The sequence below is a fragment of the Mesorhizobium sp. M0437 genome (genome assembly GCF_040321335.1).
Taxonomy (GTDB): domain Bacteria; phylum Pseudomonadota; class Alphaproteobacteria; order Rhizobiales; family Rhizobiaceae; genus Mesorhizobium.
In genome coordinates this window covers 75,343-91,783 of sequence record NZ_JAMYRK010000003.1, presented here as the reverse complement: position 1 = coordinate 91,783, position 16,441 = coordinate 75,343, and the positions used below count along the sequence as shown (strand labels likewise).

General features: G+C 63.9%; 17 protein-coding genes. 15 read left to right on the top strand and 2 right to left on the bottom strand.

Features of this window, described 5'->3' with window-relative positions; translation table 11 throughout:
- The first annotated feature begins 142 nt into the window (after positions 1-142).
- Genes NKI72_RS03120 through NKI72_RS03085 form a run of 8 tightly spaced genes read left to right on the top strand, consistent with a single transcriptional unit; the run spans position 143 to position 7,677 of the window.
- On the top strand, positions 143-694 hold the full coding sequence (locus NKI72_RS03120) for a MaoC family dehydratase (protein ID WP_352472921.1): 552 nt from the start codon (positions 143-145) through the stop codon (positions 692-694).
- Between the two features lie 3 nt (positions 695-697).
- The gene (locus NKI72_RS03115) at positions 698-1,858 is read left to right on the top strand and encodes a CaiB/BaiF CoA transferase family protein (RefSeq protein WP_352472920.1); all 1,161 of its coding nucleotides are present in this window, start codon (positions 698-700) and stop codon (positions 1,856-1,858) included.
- Positions 1,859-1,878: 20 nt separating this feature from the next.
- A complete protein-coding gene (locus NKI72_RS03110) occupies positions 1,879-3,021 on the top strand; it encodes an ABC transporter substrate-binding protein (protein ID WP_352472930.1) in 1,143 nt (380 codons plus the stop codon).
- A gap of 21 nt (positions 3,022-3,042) precedes the next feature.
- Positions 3,043-4,230 (top strand): ABC transporter substrate-binding protein, encoded by a 1,188-nt coding sequence (locus tag NKI72_RS03105; RefSeq protein ID WP_352472919.1) that lies wholly within the window; start codon positions 3,043-3,045, stop codon positions 4,228-4,230.
- A gap of 55 nt (positions 4,231-4,285) precedes the next feature.
- On the top strand, positions 4,286-5,023 hold the full coding sequence (locus tag NKI72_RS03100; protein ID WP_352830862.1) for an ATP-binding cassette domain-containing protein: 738 nt from the start codon (positions 4,286-4,288) through the stop codon (positions 5,021-5,023).
- Positions 5,016-5,759: an ATP-binding cassette domain-containing protein gene (locus tag NKI72_RS03095; RefSeq protein WP_352502962.1), complete on the top strand. Its 744-nt coding sequence runs from the start codon at positions 5,016-5,018 to the stop codon at positions 5,757-5,759. The genes NKI72_RS03100 and NKI72_RS03095 overlap by 8 nt, the downstream gene beginning before the upstream one ends.
- The gene (locus NKI72_RS03090) at positions 5,756-6,706 is read left to right on the top strand and encodes an ABC transporter permease (protein ID WP_352502961.1); all 951 of its coding nucleotides are present in this window, start codon (positions 5,756-5,758) and stop codon (positions 6,704-6,706) included. The genes NKI72_RS03095 and NKI72_RS03090 overlap by 4 nt, the downstream gene beginning before the upstream one ends.
- Positions 6,707-6,711: 5 nt before the next feature.
- Positions 6,712-7,677: an ABC transporter permease gene (locus NKI72_RS03085; RefSeq protein WP_352830865.1), complete on the top strand. Its 966-nt coding sequence runs from the start codon at positions 6,712-6,714 to the stop codon at positions 7,675-7,677.
- 62 nt (positions 7,678-7,739) lie between these two features.
- Here the strand turns inward: NKI72_RS03085 and NKI72_RS03080 are convergent, their stop codons facing one another.
- Both NKI72_RS03080 and NKI72_RS03075 read right to left on the bottom strand, forming a co-directional pair.
- On the bottom strand, positions 7,740-8,576 hold the full coding sequence (locus NKI72_RS03080) for an amidohydrolase family protein (protein ID WP_352502211.1): 837 nt from the start codon (positions 8,574-8,576) through the stop codon (positions 7,740-7,742).
- Positions 8,577-8,643: 67 nt separating this feature from the next.
- Positions 8,644-9,432, bottom strand: coding sequence for an IclR family transcriptional regulator (locus NKI72_RS03075; protein WP_352502210.1), 789 nt, complete (start codon positions 9,430-9,432; stop codon positions 8,644-8,646).
- Between the two features lie 159 nt (positions 9,433-9,591).
- Here NKI72_RS03075 and NKI72_RS03070 point away from each other — a divergent pair, with 159 nt between their 5' ends.
- The 7 genes from NKI72_RS03070 (at position 9,592) to NKI72_RS03040 (ending at position 16,440) form a co-directional block, all read left to right on the top strand.
- Positions 9,592-10,908 carry a type 2 periplasmic-binding domain-containing protein gene (locus tag NKI72_RS03070; RefSeq protein WP_352502209.1) on the top strand — a complete coding sequence of 439 codons (1,317 nt, stop codon included), beginning with the start codon at positions 9,592-9,594 and terminating at the stop codon, positions 10,906-10,908.
- Between the two features lie 142 nt (positions 10,909-11,050).
- Positions 11,051-11,947 carry a carbohydrate ABC transporter permease gene (locus tag NKI72_RS03065; protein ID WP_352451568.1) on the top strand — a complete coding sequence of 299 codons (897 nt, stop codon included), beginning with the start codon at positions 11,051-11,053 and terminating at the stop codon, positions 11,945-11,947.
- Between the two features lie 2 nt (positions 11,948-11,949).
- Entirely contained in the window at positions 11,950-12,816 is an 867-nt protein-coding gene (locus tag NKI72_RS03060) for a carbohydrate ABC transporter permease (RefSeq protein ID WP_352502208.1), read from the top strand.
- A gap of 1 nt (position 12,817) precedes the next feature.
- A complete protein-coding gene (locus NKI72_RS03055) occupies positions 12,818-13,915 on the top strand; it encodes an ABC transporter ATP-binding protein (RefSeq protein WP_352502207.1) in 1,098 nt (365 codons plus the stop codon).
- A gap of 4 nt (positions 13,916-13,919) precedes the next feature.
- Positions 13,920-15,032, top strand: a complete 1,113-nt coding sequence (locus NKI72_RS03050) for a mandelate racemase/muconate lactonizing enzyme family protein (protein ID WP_352849892.1) — start codon at positions 13,920-13,922, stop codon at positions 15,030-15,032.
- Positions 15,033-15,041: 9 nt separating this feature from the next.
- A complete protein-coding gene (locus tag NKI72_RS03045) occupies positions 15,042-15,371 on the top strand; it encodes an L-rhamnose mutarotase (RefSeq protein ID WP_352502205.1) in 330 nt (109 codons plus the stop codon).
- Entirely contained in the window at positions 15,364-16,440 is a 1,077-nt protein-coding gene (locus tag NKI72_RS03040; protein WP_352830870.1) for a Gfo/Idh/MocA family protein, read from the top strand. The genes NKI72_RS03045 and NKI72_RS03040 overlap by 8 nt, the downstream gene beginning before the upstream one ends.
- Position 16,441 lies beyond the last annotated feature (1 nt).

Sequence of the window (16,441 nt, the reverse complement as noted above, 5' to 3'; positions counted from 1 at the left end):
ATTTCGCCGAGACTCGCTTGCAACGCAACCCCATATGTGAAAATACTATTCACAAAAGAAGATTGACGGGAGGATCGATCATGCATTTCGCTGGTCTGCGGCGCGCCCTGATGGACGATTCCCGCTCCCAGAGGAAGTTGTCATGAGCAGTTTCGCGCCAACCGTGGGCGTGGCATCGACACACCCCGCCAACATGCCTAGGGATCACGCCGACCTTCCCGTCTGGAACGCGGAGAACTGGTTCTACGAAGACTGGCCGGTCGGCCAGAAGATCCGCTCGCTGCGCCGGACCATTGCCGAGGGCGACAGCCATCTGTTCAACACGCTGGTGCTCGACATCCATCCATACGTGCAGGACCAGATGTTCGCCGAGACGCAAGGCATTTTCGGCAAGCGGCTGGTGGCAGGGGCCTTCGTGTTCTCGGCCGGGCTCGGTCTCGTCGCCACCAATTGCGTCAACGCCTTTTCGTATGGCTACGACAAATTGCGCTTCATCAAGCCGGTGTTCATAGGCGACACGATCTATTCAATCCGCTCCAACCTCGACAAGAAGCCAAAATACAAGGAAATGGGGCTGATCCGCGCCAGCTATGAAGTCTTCAAGGGTGAAGGCGAGCTCGTGCTTTATTGCGAGCACCTGCAGACGGTGAAGTACCGCAATCCGGCCGATTTCGCCGGTAAGACGGAGAAATAGGCAATGGCTGCCATTGCCGAACTGCCGCTGACCGGGCTCATCGTTGTCGATATGAGCCAGTTCTTGTCCGGGCCTTACTGCTCGCTGCGGCTGCTCGACCTCGGCGCTCGGGTCATCAAGATCGAACGGCCTGACGGCGGCGACCTGTCGCGCCGGCTCTATCTCAGCGACACCGAGATCGGCGGCGATTCCACCATTTTCCATGCGATCAACCGCGCCAAGGAAAGCCTTGCCATCGACTTGAAGGACGAGGCCGACCTTGCGGCGCTGCGCGGCCTGCTGGCCAAGGCCGACGTGCTGATCCAGAATTTCAGGCCCGGCGTCATCGAACGCCTGGGCTTCGATTACGAGGCGGTGCGCAAGATCAATCCGCGCCTGGTCTATGCCTCGATCAGTGGCTATGGCGAGGAAGGCCCGTGGGTCAAGCGGCCGGGGCAGGATCTGCTGGCGCAGGCGCGCTCCGGCGTGATGTGGCTGAACGGCGACGAGGACCAAGGGCCGGTGCCCTTCGGCCTGGCGATCGCCGACATGCTGGCGGGTTCCGCCGCCGCGCAAGGCATCCTCGCCGCACTGGTGCGGCGCGGCGTGACCGGCAAGGGCAGCCATGTCGAGACCAGCCTGCTCGAAGCGCTGGTCGACTTCCAATTCGAGGTGCTGACCACGCACCTCAATGACGGGCGCCGGCTGCCGCGGCGGTCGAGCTTCCGCAGCGCGCACGCCTATCTCTCGGCGCCCTACGGCGTCTATCCGGCCAAGGACGGCTATCTGGCGATCGCCATGACGCCGATCTCGAAACTCGCCGATCTCCTCGGGCTCGAGGAACTTGCGCCCTACCGCGATCAGCCGTCGACCTGGTTCACTGCCCGCGACGAGATCAAGGCGATCATCGCGCAAAAGATCGCAACGAAGACGGTCGACGAATGGCTTGCCATCCTCGAGCCTGCCGACATCTGGTGCGCCAAGGTTTTGACCTGGCCGGAAATGATGGCCAGCGAAGGCTTCCAGGTCCTCGACATGCTGCAGACGGTGACGCGCGAGGATGACGTTTCGATCCTCACCACGCGCTCGCCGCTCAGGGTCGACGGCATCCGCGCCAAGGTCGAGCGGGCCGCGCCGCGCATCGGCGAGCACAGCGCAAAAATCCGCGCGGAGTTCGGGCTGTGAGCGACGCCACGCTCAAAGGCATGACCTGGAGCCATCCGCGCGGCTATGACCCGATGGTCGCCTGTTCGAGACTGTGGAAGCAACAAACTGGCATCGCCGTTGAATGGGACAAGCGCTCGCTGCAGGATTTCGAATCCTTCCCGGTCGAGGAACTGGCCCGTGCCTACGACCTGATCGTCGTCGACCATCCGCATGTCGGCCAGATCACCGCCGAGAATTGCCTGGCGCCGCTCGATGTCGCCGGCCGGGAAGCCGAACGCGCGGCACTTGCGGCGGGCAGTGTCGGCCGGTCCTTTCCGAGCTACAACTGGCAAGGCCGGCAGTGGGCGTTTCCGATCGACGCGGCCAGCCAGGTGCAGGCATGGCGGCCCGACATGCTTTCGGCTGCGCCGGCGAGCTGGGCCGATGCCCTCGATCTGGCCCGGCAAGGCCACGTGATGTTGCCGCTGAGGCCGCCGCATTCGCTGATGGTGTTCTACACGCTTGCCGGCAATCTCGGCCGGCCCGCCGGTGAAGGCCCTGGCGACCACGTGGATCCGGCAGCGGGCAAGCAGGTCTTCGAGATGATGCGCGAGATCGCAGCCCTCGTCGACCCGGCCTGTCTTGGCATGGATCCGATCGCGGTTCTGGAGCAAATGGCCGGATCCGGCTCGCGGATCGCCTGCGCGCCGCTGATCTATGGCTATGTCTCCTATGCCATCGCCGGGTTTCGACCCACCCGCCTGGCTTTCGCGGATATCCCGGCCGCTGGCAATGCCGGCCCCAAAGGCTCGGCGCTCGGCGGGACCGGCATCGCCGTGTCGGCCTTCTCGAGGGCCGGACAGGCAGCAATCGACTTCGCCTACTGGATCGCCAGCGGTGACGTGCAGCGCGGCCCTTACGCCTCGGCCGGCGGCCAGCCCGGCCATGCGGCAGCCTGGGCGGATGCCGCCGTCAACGCCGCCGCCGGCAATTTCTACAAGGACACGCGGACTACGCTCGAAGGTGCCTGGGTGAGGCCGCGGCACGACGGCTACATGGCGTTCCAGCAGGCGGCGTCCGATCGCATCAATCTCGGCCTGAGCGAAAGGCACAATGCCGCTCGCGTCGTTGCCGATCTCAATCGCCTGTTTCGGGAGAGCCTTTCGACGCAGGTGTCCGGCGTTGCCGGCGGAGGAGCCTGAAACAACCGAACGGAGGAGAACATGAACAGCCTGATCCGCGGCCTTATGGCCGCAACCGCACTTGCATCGGTCACGACCATAGCTTGCGCTCAAGACGTTTCGGGCGTGATTGCTGGATTGCCGACCGAACTGAAGGCACAATATGACGGCGCGCCGCAAAAGGTGCTGCCGTCGGCCTGGGATAATTTCACGCCGCCGTCAAAGCCGTGGAAATGGTGCCACTCCGAGTCCTACCAGGGCAATCCGTGGCGCGTCACCGTGACCAAGGAGTTGAAGCGGCTGGTCGACGGCCTGATCGCCGACGGCACCGTGGCGAGCTTCGAGGTGTCGGATTCCAACAACGACGCCAGTCAGCAGATCAACCAGATCCGCGCCTTCATCGACAAGAAATGCTCGATCATCACCTCGATCCCCGGCTCGGCGACGGCGCTGGACGATGCCATCGATGCCGCAGCCAAAGCCGGCATCCCCTTCATCACGGCAGCTGGGTCGGTGACCAGCCCGAATGCGATCAATGTCGATTCCAACTATGCGCGCTGGGGCTACGACATGATGACCGCGATCGGCAAAGCAATGCCGGACGGCGGCAGCGTGCTTCTGGTCGAAGGCATTGCCGGTCACCCGATCGTCGTGCAGGAGCGCCAGGGCGCCGACAAGGCGCTGGCCGAAAATTCAAAGCTCAAGGTCTCGCGCAGCGTCAACGGCAACTGGACTGCAAACGTCACCAAGACGGCGGTGCTGCAGGCGATCGCCACCAACCCGGCGCCGATCGATGCGGTGTGGACGACGGGCAGCGAAAGCCGCGTCGTCGCCGAGGCCTTTGCCGAGGCCGGCCGCCCTGCCCCGCTGATCACCGGCTCGATCACCGGCGATGCGCTCGGCTACTGGAAGGCCAATCCCGACAAATACCGCTTCGAAGGCCATGCGGTTCTGCCGCACTGGACGGCCGAAACGCTGTTTCGTGTCGGCGTGCGCATGCTCGACGGACAGAAGGCGAAGCTCAACACGCTGCTGATCCCGATTCCGCCGGTGCACAATGCCGACCTCGGCGCCTGGTACAAGGACTGCATGACGCCGGACGCCGTCTCGATCTTCCCGGTCCCGCCGAAGGATCCGATGCCGGAGGAATGGCTCGATGCCTACTTCGCCAATCCGGCACCCACCAAGGGCTGGGATTATTCGAAGGTGCCGGACGCCTGCGCCAAGTAGGATACGAAGGCCGGCTCCGCACGGGCGGTGCCGGCTTTCTCCATCAGGATTGCTCATGCTGGAAGTCCAGGCCATCTCGAAACGCTACGGCGAAACGATTGCGCTGGCCAATGCCTCAATCGCATTCCGCGCCGGCACGATCCACACCATCCTGGGCGAGAATGGTTCGGGCAAGAGCACGCTGGTCAAGCTGCTGTCGGGGATCGTCCAGCCGGACAGCGGCGCGATCCTGCTCGACGGAGCGCCCTTTACCGGCCTCTCGCCGGCGGCGTTCCAGGGCGCCGGGTTCGCCACCGTGTTCCAGGAAGTGCTGATCGCGCCTGACCGTTCGGTGACGGACAACATCCTGCTCGGCCTCGACGGCTTGCTGACGCGCACCGTGCCGCGTGCCGAGCGGCGGCAACGCGCGCAAGCGGTGCTGAAGCGCTTCGCGGTGACCGAGATCCCGCTCGACCAGTTGGCCGGGCAATTGCCGCTTGCGGTTCAGCAATTGGTAGTGCTCGCCCGCGCCGTGGTGCGCAGCCCGCGCATTCTCATCCTTGACGAGGTTACGGCGGCGCTCGACTTTGCCGATCGCGAGGCGGTCTTCGCCATGATGCGCAAGCTTGCCTCCGAAGGCTGCCTGATCCTGTTCATCACCCATCGCATGGACGAGGTGATGTCGCTTTCGGACCGGACTTCCGTGCTGCGCGGCGGCAGCGTGGTGACGACTGAGGAACGCGGCACGTCCTCCGCATCCGAACTTCTCAGAGCGATGGCGCCACGCACGGCGGCGGAGCTGGCGCATGGCTGATCGCGCCAGCCTTTCGGTGCGTGGCCTGGTGATCGCGCCGGGCGCAAGCCCCATGACGCAAACCATCGCGCCTGGCGAGATCGTCGGCCTTGCCGGCCTTGACGGCCACGGACAGGAGCGGTTCCTGAAAGTGCTGGCCGGCCTGGAACGCCCGGCCGGCGGCGAGGTGACCGTCGAGGCGCCAACCGGAGCACGCGCGATCACCAATTTCCGCAAGGCGGTCGCCGGCGGCATCGCCTATTTGCCGCGCGACCGGCGCACCACCGGCATTTTTCCGACCCAATCGGTGCTCGACAATTTTGCCGTCTCGACGCTGTCGCGCGACACGCGGTACGGCCTGCTCAGCTTCGCCGCGCGGCGGCAGCGCTATGAACGCTATCGGGACAGACTGTCGATCATCGCGCCACGGCCGGACGCCCCGATCACCACGCTTTCCGGCGGCAATCAGCAGAAGGTGCTGCTGGCCCGCGCATTGGCGCTGGAACCGGCAATCCTGCTCCTCAACGATCCGACGCGCGGTGTCGACGTGGCGACGCGCCATATCCTCTACGATGTGTTCCGCAGGCTTGCGGCGGACGGCATGGCTCTGGTCATCCTGTCGAGCGAGATCGAGGAGATCCTGCTGCTTTGCCATCGCGTGCTGGTGTTCCGCGAACAGCAGGTGGCGGCTGAAATCACCGGAGACGCGATGAAAAGCGATACTGTGATCGCCGCCATGTTCGGGCGCGCAGCATGAGCGGGTTGCGGCGCATGGCGGCGCGATGGCGCGGCGCTGGCTTTGCGGCAGTGCTGCTGGCCATCCTGATCGCGGTCAACCTGCTGCTCAATCCGGCGCGCTTCCATCCTGCCGCCTGGGGCGCGCTGATCGGGCTCGCCGCGCCGCTGATCGGCGCAGCGCTCGCCTCGGCTCCGGTGATCCTCGCCGGGCGCGGCGGCATCGACATTTCCGTCGGACCATTGATGGGCTTCGTCAATGCGATGGTGATCCAGCTGCTGTTTCTCAGGCTTGGCATGTCATCGCCGCTGGTCATCGTGCCGGCAGCGCTGTTGATCGGCGCGATCGTCGGCGCCGCCAACGGCTTTCTGGCGACCATCGTCCGCATCCAGCCGATCGTCGCAACGCTCGGCACCTATCTGATCCTCACCGGCATGACGCTGACCATCCTGCCGGCGCCGATTGGCCCGGCGCCGGGCTGGCTGAAGGCAATGGCCGGACCCTGGTCGGCGCTGCCGCTGGCGCTGATCTTCCTGTTCTGGTGGCTGGTGCGGCAGACGCCTTATTACGACCAGCTGATGGCGGTGGGCAGCGACGACCGCGCCGCCTACACGGCCGGCATTCCGGTGACGAAAGTACGTTTCATCGCCTATGTCATGACCGGCATACTTGCCGCCTGTGCCGGCCTCATGCTGACCGCCCTGATCGGTTCGGCCGACCCTAATATCGGGCCAACCTACACGCTGATCGCGATTGCCGCGGTGGCGCTCGGCGGCGTCAGCCTTGCCGGCGGGCGCGGCGGGCTCGCCGGCGCCGCCATCGGCGCTGTCGACATCTTCCTGCTGCAGAGCGTGCTGACCGCCTTCAACGTCTCCACCTATGTGCTGCAGATCGCCTATGGCGCGATCCTGGTTGTGGCCGTCATCATGACGGCGCTGCAGGAGCGGCTCTCGGGACGGAAAGGCTGAGAAGCATGAGCCGGAACTGGTTCCAGTCCACCAATGCCCGCGTCGCCGGTGCCTTTGCCGTCGCTGTCGCCTTGCATCTCCTTGGCACCTTGCTCATCCCGGGCTACTCCCAGCCGTTCGCCATCCGGGCGCTGCTGGTGATCGCCTCGCTGCTGGCGGTGGCATCGATCGGCCAGACCCTCGTCGTAATCTTGGGCGGTATCGATCTGTCGATCCCCTTCATCATCGGCTTTGCCAATGTCGTTGCCGCACAGCTCTACGGCGTCGGCTGGAATTTTGCTCTTGTCTGCGCGGTCGTCAGCGCGCTCGCCTTACTGATCGGGGCGCTGCACGGCCTGATCTCGCGCGGGCTCGACATCCACCCGCTGATCGTCACGCTCGGCATCGGCATGATTGTGCAAGGCGCCGTCCTGTTGTGGACCGGTGGTTTTCCATCCGGATCGGCGCCGCAAGCGGTTTCCGCCTTCGTTTCGATCGGCGGTTCGGTCGGACCGCTGCCGGTGCCGGGGCTGGTGCCATGCGTACTGGTGCTGACCTTGCTGGTGGCGCTGGTGCTGGCGCGCACGCCATACGGCCGCCGTCTCTACGCCCTTGGCAGCAATCCAGGTGCTGCCCCGCTGGCGCTGATCGATCCGGTCCGCATGTGGACCGTGACCTATGCGGCAAGTGCCTTCTTCGCCGCCGCAGCCGGCGTGCTACTGCTCGGCTTCACCGGCTCTGCCTATGGCGATGTCGGCCAGCCCTATCTGTTCCAGACGATCGCGGCCGTGGTGGTCGGCGGCGCCGCCCTTGTCGGCGGCCGTGGCAGCTATTTCGGCACCATTGCCGGCGTGCTGGTGCTGACGGAGATCAACACGCTGCTGATCGGCCTCGGCTTCCGGCCCTCGACGGTGCAGGCGGCACTTGGCCTGGTCATCGTGCTCCTGGTTTCGCTCTACGGTCGCGAGCGGCACGTGTCGGCGACGATCTGAGGCCACCTATTCGTTTTAGCCGCATTTGTGCGACGCCCGATTCCACTTGGCTGCAAAATGCTCTACAAACTCCACAGCCGCTTGGCGTTGCCGGACAGCAGTTGCTGCCGTTCATCGGTGCTGGTGCCGGCAAGCAGCGCATGCGTTGCCGCAATCCAGGTCGCAAGCCCGCCGCCGAGTGTGCAGACCGGCCAGTCGCTGCCCCAGACGACGCGATCCCAGCCGAAGCATTTGATGGTGTGCTCGACATAGGAACGCAGCGTTTCGACAGTCCAGGATCCGGCATCCGCATAGGCGACCACACCGGAAATTTTGCCGACGACGTTCGGACGCCGCGCGATCTCCGCCATGTGCTCGCGCCAGGGGTGCTCGGCACCACCCTTGATGTCGGGCACGCCACAATGGTCGAGCACGAACTGCACATCTGGCGCGAGGTCGGCGAGTGCGATCGCCTTGGGGATCTGGTGCGGCAGAACGACGAGGTCGAAGGTCAGGCCGCTGCCGGCTAGCCGCTTGATGTTTTCGCGAAACAGCGCGCCTTCCGAAAGTTCATCCGGCACGACGTGCAGCACGCGGCGAAAGCCCTTGACGAAAGGATCGGCGCGCTGGCGCTCGAGATAGGCGGCAAAGCCCGGCTCTTCCGGACGGCAGGAGGCAATTGCCCCCCGCAGCAAGCTGGCCTTTTCCCGCGACAGCGCTTTGACACGGCCGGTTTCGGCCTCGATGTCGGCAGGATCGACATCGACCTCCATATGCAATGCGCCCTCGATGCCGGCGCGGCGGGCCTGGACTGCATATTCGTCGTAGGAGAAATCGCGGTTGAGTGCCGGCACGCCGGCCAGCCAGGGATAGCGCAGCGCGGACTGGTCGATCAGGTGCAGATGGGTGTCGAAGATCATGGTGGCGCGCTCCTCCTTGGCGACTTCGAGATCATCTCACGGAGAAAATCTTCATTCAAATAAGAATTCATCGCGATTGCTTGACGGTCGATCCCGCCAGTTGCGACAGCTTTTCGGTCGCTGCCAGCAGCAGCTCAATCGTCCTCGTAATGTCGGGCGCCTTGGGTGCGTTGACCAGGGTTATGTAGGGGATCGACAGTGCGGCGATCGCCTTGCCGTCCGAGCCGAGAACGGGTGTCGATAGGTTGAACACGCCTGCCGTCTGCATCGACGCCATCATCTCGTAGCCGCGTTCCCGGATCTGGTCGAGGCGGGCGAAGAATTCCGGCGATTGCGGTGGCTTGTCGGTGCTGCGCAGATGTTCTGAGATCATCATCTGCCGCTCTTCCGGCGGGCGGAACGCCAGCAACACATGGCCGGAGCCGGTATCGAACAGGCTGATATGCGAGCCGACGCGGATGGAGATGCCCCAGTAATCCGGCGCCTCCTGCTGTGCGATCACCACCGCGGAACCGCGGTCGAAGACGACGAGCTGATTTGCCTGCTGTGTGGTTTCGGCCAGTTCGCGCATCAGCGGCGTCGCATAGGAAACCAGCCGGCGCACCGGCGCGTGCAGCTGCGCCAGGCCAAACAGCTTGAGCGTCAGCGAATAACGGTCGCCATCCGGCCGCGTGACGTAGCCGCGCCGCACCAGCCGGTCCAGCATGCGGTAGAACTCGTTCGGACTGCGGTCGAGCTTCTTGGCGATTTCCGCCTGCGTCAGGCCGCCATCGACACCGGCCAGCAACTCGAGGATGTCGAGCCCCTTGTCCAGCGCCGGGGCTCGATAGCGGTCGTCTTCCTCGTCCTCTGCCATTCCGCTTCTCCAGTGAATTGCACTTTTCATATACGCATAACGGTATTGTTTCCGAAAGAACTTTCGGCTTGACGATCCTGTAAATGTTTTGTTTGTATATGAATGAAGCTGCCGATCCGCCCTCACTATGGATCGACGCGGACTCTTGGGAGGATACCGATGACGAAACTGTTTTGCGGCCTGTCGGCCGGCGTAACGCTGCTCGCACTGGGTGCGAGTGCCCTTGCTGCCGACCTGCCCGGCAAATTCGACGGCGTCACCATCGACGCCAAGCTGATCGGCGGCCAGCAATATGAAGGGCTGTACGCGCGCATCGGCGAATGGGAAAAACTGACCGGCGCCAAGGTCAACGTGATCTCGAAGAAAAACCACTTCGAGCTCGACAAGGAAATCAAGTCGGACATCGCCTCCGGCAGCATCAACTGGTGCGTTGGGTCGAACCACTCGTCCTTCGCGCCGCAATATCCTGATATCTACACCGATCTCAACAAGCTGCTGCCGAAGGAGGAGATCGACGCCTTCGTGCCGTCGACGATCAAGGCCTCGACGCTCGACGACAAGCTGGTGATGCTGCCGCGCGCGCAGTTCGACGTCTCGGCGCTCTACTACCAGAAGAGCCTCTACCAGGACGAAGCCAAGAAGGCCGCCTACAAGGCCAAGTACGGCAAGGAACTGACACCGCCCGACACCTGGGACGAGGTCGCTCAGCAGGCGGAATTCTTCGCCAGCCCGCCCGATTTCTACGGTACCCAGTTCGCCGGCAAGGAAGAGGCGATCAACGGCCGCTTTTACGAGATGCTCATCGCCGACGGCGGCGAATACCTCGACAAGGATGGCAAGCCGGCCTTCAACTCGGAAGCCGGCGTGCACGCGCTCGACTGGTTCGTCAATCTCTACAAGGCCAAGGCGGTGCCGGCCGGCACCACCAACTATCTGTGGGACGATCTCGGCCAGGGCTTTGCCTCGGGCACCGTCGCCATCAACCTCGACTGGCCGGGCTGGGCAGGCTTCTTCAACGATCCGAAGTCGTCGAAGGTCGCCGGCAATGTCGGCGTGAAGGTGGCGCCGAAGGGATCGGCCGGCATTCGCACCGGCTGGTCGGGGCACCACGGATTTTCGGTCACCGAAAACTGCGCCAGCAAGGAAGCCGCGGCATCGCTGGTCTGGTTCCTGACCAATGAGGACAGCCAGAAGCTCGAGGCGGCAAGCGGCCCACTGCCGACCCGCACGGCAGTGTGGGACTGGGACATCCAGCAGGCGGCCAATGATCCTTACAAGAAGGAAGTGTTGGCGGCTTTCCAGGAAGAGGCAAAGCACGCTTTTGCCGTGCCGCAGACACCTGAATGGATCGAAATCTCCAACGCCGTCTATCCCGAATTGCAGGCCGCCATCCTTGGCGACAAGACCTCCAAGCAGGCGCTGGACGACGCTGCCGCCAAGGCCACGCAAATCCTCGAGGACGCCGGCAAGCTTTGACCATTCTCCCAAGGGGGCGCCGCGCTCATCGAAGAGCGGCGTCCCCGAACTTTTTACGAACCATGCGCAACACGCTTTGTCTTGATCCCAGCTCGCCGATGGCGGCCTTCGGCGTCCGGGCACCAAACAGAACCGGATCGCCATGAAAGGCTGGAGACCTTCGCCGCCATTGCTGCTCCTGCTGCCGGCGGTGATCGTTCTGGCGGCGGTGGTGGTGGTGCCGCTGCTGCTTTCGCTCTATTCCAGCTTCACGCCGTTCCGGCTGACCAGGCCGGAGACGTTCTGGGTCTTCATCGGCGCGCGCAACTACGTCGCCATCCTGACCAGCCGCGCTTTCTGGGTCGCCTTTGCCCGCACCGTGGTGCTGCTGACGGTGGCGCTCAACCTGGAAATGCTGATCGGGCTCGGGCTGGCCCTGCTGGTGGAGAAAGCGTCGCGCGGCCAGCGGATCCTGCGCACCATCATGATGTTTCCGATGATGTTTTCGCCGATCCTCGTCGGCTTCCAGTTCAAATTCATGTTCAACGACAATATCGGCCTGGTGAACAACGCCCTGCAGGGGCTCGGCCTGACAGATCGCGCCATCCCGTGGCTGATCGACGGAAATCTCGCCTTCATCGCCATCCTGATCGCCGAGATCTGGTCGTCGACCTCGGTGTTCGCGATCCTGATCCTGGCCGGGCTGCTGGCGATGCCGCGCGAACCGGTCGAGGCGGCCCGCGTCGACGGCTGCACGCCGTGGCAGACATTCCGCTATGTCACCTGGCCGTTCATCATGCCGTTTGCCTTTATCGCCATGACCATCCGCTCACTCGACGTCGCGCGCGCCTATGACATCGTCAAGATCATGACCGACGGCGGCCCCGCCGGCCGCACTGAACTGGTCTGGACGCTGGTCGCCCGCACCGCCTATGGCGATGCCAGGATGGGAATGGCCAATGCCATGGCCTATTTCTCGATCCTGCTGTCGATCCTGTTCACAGTCTATTTCTACCGCAAGCTCGCCGCGGCGCGGACGCAGATCGCGGCGGAGTGGTGAGGATGGACCAGAACAGCCTGCATCGAGTCGGCAACAAAGCGCTCGGCATCGTTCACGGCATGGGACTGTTCCTGGCCATGCTGGTCATCTGCCTGCCCGGCATCTGGATCGTGCTGTCGTCGCTGCGGCCGACCGTCGAAATCATGGCTAAGCCGCCGGTGTGGATCCCGCAGCAACTCTCGCTCGACGCCTACATCGCCATGTTCAGCGGCGTCGGCCAGGGCGGCATTCCGGTGCTCGACTACTTCCGCAATTCGCTGATCATCTCGGTGACCTCGACGGTGATCGCCATCGTCATCGGCATGGCCGGCGGCTATGCCTTTGCGCGCTACCGCTTTCGCGCCAAGTCGGCGATGTTCCTCGGCCTGATGCTGACGCGCACGGTGCCCGGCATCGCGCTGTCGCTGCCGCTGTTCTTCGTCTTTGCGCGGCTCGGCATCATCGACACGCATTTCGGACTGATCCTGGTCTATGTCGCGCTCAACGTGCCGTTCACCGTCTGGCTGATCGACGGCTTTTTCCGCCAGGTGCCGAAAGACCTCGCCGAAGCCGCGCAAATCGACGGCTGCACGCGCTGGCAGGCCTTCTGGCAGGTCGAGTTTCCACTCGCCGGGCCCGGCATCGCCTCGGCCGGCATCTTTGCCTTCCTCACCTCCTGGAACGAGTTCGCGCTCGCCTCGCAGCTGACGCGCTCGATCAACTCCAAGACCCTGCCGGTCGGCCTGCTCGACTATACGGCCGAATTCACCATCGACTGGCGCGGCATGTGCGCGCTCGCCGTGGTCATGGTCATACCGGCGCTCACGCTTACCTTCATCGTCCAGAAACACCTCGTCGGCGGCCTCACTTCCGGCGCGGTGAAAGGCTGACATGGCAACAGTATCGCTCAAGAAACTCACCAAGAGCTACGGTCCGGTGGCGGTGGTGCACGGCATCGATCTCGAGGTCGCCGACCGCGAATTCATCGCGCTGGTCGGGCCGTCCGGTTGCGGCAAGTCGACAACCCTGCGCATGATCGCCGGCCTCGAGGCGATCAGCGACGGGATCATCGAGATCGGCGGCCGCATGGTCAACGACCTGCCGCCGCGCTCGCGCAACATCTCGATGGTGTTCCAGTCCTATGCGCTCTACCCGCATATGACCGTGCGCGAAAACCTCGGCTTCTCGCTCAAGATAGCCGGCGCCGCGAAAGAAGAAATGGACCGTCGCGTCGCCGAAGCGTCCGGCATTCTCGGCCTCGACCAATTGCTCGAGCGCCGGCCGTCGCAGCTGTCCGGCGGACAGCGCCAGCGCGTCGCCATGGGCCGCGCCATCGTGCGCGATCCCGACGTCTTCCTGTTCGACGAGCCGCTTTCCAATCTCGACGCCAAGCTTCGGACGCAGATGCGCACCGAGATCAAGAAGCTGCACGCCAAGGTCAAGTCGACAGTGATCTACGTCACCCACGACCAGGTCGAAGCGATGACATTGGCGGACCGTATCGTCATCATGCGTGACGGTTTCATCGAGCAGGTCGGCACACCCGACGAGGTCTTCCGCCGGCCGCAGACACGCTTCGTCGCGGGCTTCATCGGCTCGCCGCCGATGAATCTGCATGAGGCGGTTGTCGACGACGGACAGTTGCTGTTCGCCAGCGGCGAGAGGCTGCCTTTGCCCAGCCAGTTCAAGGCCAATATCGAGGCCGGCGACAAAGTCGTGTTCGGCCTCAGGCCCGACGACATCTATCCGACCGGGCATGGCATCAGCTCCGGCGAAGACGTCGACGTCCACCAGGTGGAGTTGCCGGTGACCGTCACCGAGCCGCTCGGCAACGAGACGCTGGTGTTTGCCGAATTCAACGGCAGCGACTGGGTATCGCGGATGCTCAATCCAAAGCCGCTGAAAGCCGGCGACCGGGTCAAGATGAGCCTGGACCTGTCGCAGGCCCATCTGTTTTCCGCCGAAACGGGCAGGACATTGCGAGGTTAAAACCATGGCAAAGATCGAGAAAATCGAACTGCGGATGGTCGACCTGATGCCGAAGGTCAAGCGCACCGATGCCATCCAGAGTTTTGTCAGCCAGGAAACACCGATCGTCACCATCACCGACGCGGACGGCGCGGTCGGCACCGGCTACAGCTATACGATCGGCACCGGCGGCTCCTCGGTGATGCGGCTGCTGGCCGACCACCTTGCGCCGCGGCTGATCGGCCGCGACGCCGACAGGATCGAGGCGATCTGGCACGAGCTGGAGTTCGCCACCCATGCCACGACGATCGGCGCGATCACGGCAATCGCGCTCGCGGCCATCGACACTGCCCTTTGGGACCTGCGGGCCAGGAAACAGAGGCTGCCGCTGTGGCAGCTGGCCGGCGGCGCCAAGGACCGCTGCCCGCTCTACACGACCGAAGGCGGTTGGCTGCATATCGAAACCGAGGCGCTGGTCGCGGATGCGCTGGCCGCCAAGGCCAAGGGGTTTCGCGGCTCGAAGGTCAAGATCGGCAAGCCGCACGGCTCCGAGGATCTTGCCCGGCTGACGGCGGTGCGCCGGGCGGTTGGAGACTCCTACGAGATCATGACCGACTGCAACCAGGGCTTTTCGGTCGACGAGGCGATCCGCCGGGCCGAGCGCTTGCGTGAACTCGATCTCGCCTGGATCGAGGAACCGTTGCCGGCCGACGACATAGACGGCCATATCCGCCTGTCGAATGCGACGTCGACGCCGATCGCCGTCGGCGAGTCGCTCTACTCGATCCGGCATTTCCGCGAATATATGCAGAAGGGCGCGTGCTCGATCGTGCAGGTCGATGTCGGCCGCATCGGCGGCATCACGCCGTGGCTGAAGGTGGCGCATGCAGCCGAGGCGTTCGACATACCGGTCTGCCCGCATTTCCTGATGGAACTGCATGTCAGCCTGACATGCGCCGTTCAGAACGGCAGATATGTCGAGTATATTCCCCAGCTCGACGAGCTGACCGGCAAGAAAATGCGTATCGAGGACGGGCACGCATTGGCGCCGGACGAGCCCGGCATCGGCATCGACTGGGACTGGGATGCGATCAAGGCGAAGAGCATCGCGGAATTCACCATGGCGATAGTGAAGTAGGAGGCGGACATGCAGCGAATGGGAATGGTGCTCGGCCTCAAGCCGGAGAAAGTCGCCGAGTATGTGCGGCTTCACGCTGCCGTGTGGCCGGACGTCCTCAAGATGATTTCCGCCTGCAACATCAAGAATTATTCGATTTATCTGAGGGAGCCGGAGCACCTTTTGTTCAGCACCTTCGAGTACCACGGCACCGACTATGCCGCCGACATGGCGAAGATGGCCGCCGATCCCACGACGCAGGAATGGTGGGCGCTCTGCATGCCATGCCAGGAGCCGCTGCCGACCCGCAAGGACGGCGAGTGGTGGGCGTCGATGGACGAAGTCTTCCATTATGACTGATGACATTTTCGATCCTGCCTCGCTTTCCCAGGCCTGGGCACAGCCGTCAAAGCCCAGGCCGATCGTGATTTTCGGCGCCGGCTCGATCGTCGGCGATGCGCATTTCCCGGCCTATGGGAAAGCCGGTTTTCCGGTTGCCGGGCTGTTCGACCCCGACCTGGCCAAGGCGGAAAAACTGGCGCAGAAATGGGGCGTCGCCGCTTACCGGTCGGTCGAGGAAGCTGCGTCAATCAAGGACGCCGTCTTCGATCTGGCGACGCCCCCGGCTCATCATGCCGGCGTGCTCAGGGCGTTGCCCGATGGTGCGGTGGCGCTGATCCAGAAGCCGATGGGCAGCAATCTCACCGAGGCGACCGAGATCCTCGAAATCTGCCGCGCCAAAGATCTGAAAGCGGCGGTGAATTTCCAGCTGCGCTTCGCGCCGATGATGCTGGCGCTCAGGGATGCGATCGCCAAGGGCTGGCTGGGCGAAGTGGTCGATTTCGACGCATGGCTTGCGCTGGCGACACCCTGGCAGCTCTGGGAATTCCTGTTGCGGGCGCCGCGCGTCGAGATCGCCATGCATTCGATCCATTATCTCGACCTGATCCGGCAATTGCTCGGCGACCCCAAGGGGGTTCACGCCAAGACACTCGGCCATCCCGGCCACAAGGTTGCGCAAACGCGCACCAGCGCGATCCTCGACTATGGCGACACGGTGCGCTGTGCACTGTCGATCAACCACGATCACAAATTCGGTCGAAAACACCAGGCCTGCGAATTCCGCATCTGCGGCACCGAAGGCGCCGCTTACCTCAAACTGGGCGTCAACCTCGACTATCCGCGCGGCGAGCCGGACATTCTCGAAATCTACCCCAAAGGCGGCACGGAATGGATTGCGGTTCCACTCGTCGGCGCATGGTTTCCGGACGCCTTTGCCGGCCGCATGGCCAATGTCCAGCGCTACGCGTCGGGCGAGGACGCCGAGCTTGTCAGTTCCGTCGAGGACGGCTGGAACACCATGGCGCTGGTCGAAGCCGCCTACCGATCGAGCGCGGCGCCGGCAACACCGATAGCGGCGAGGCCCTGAC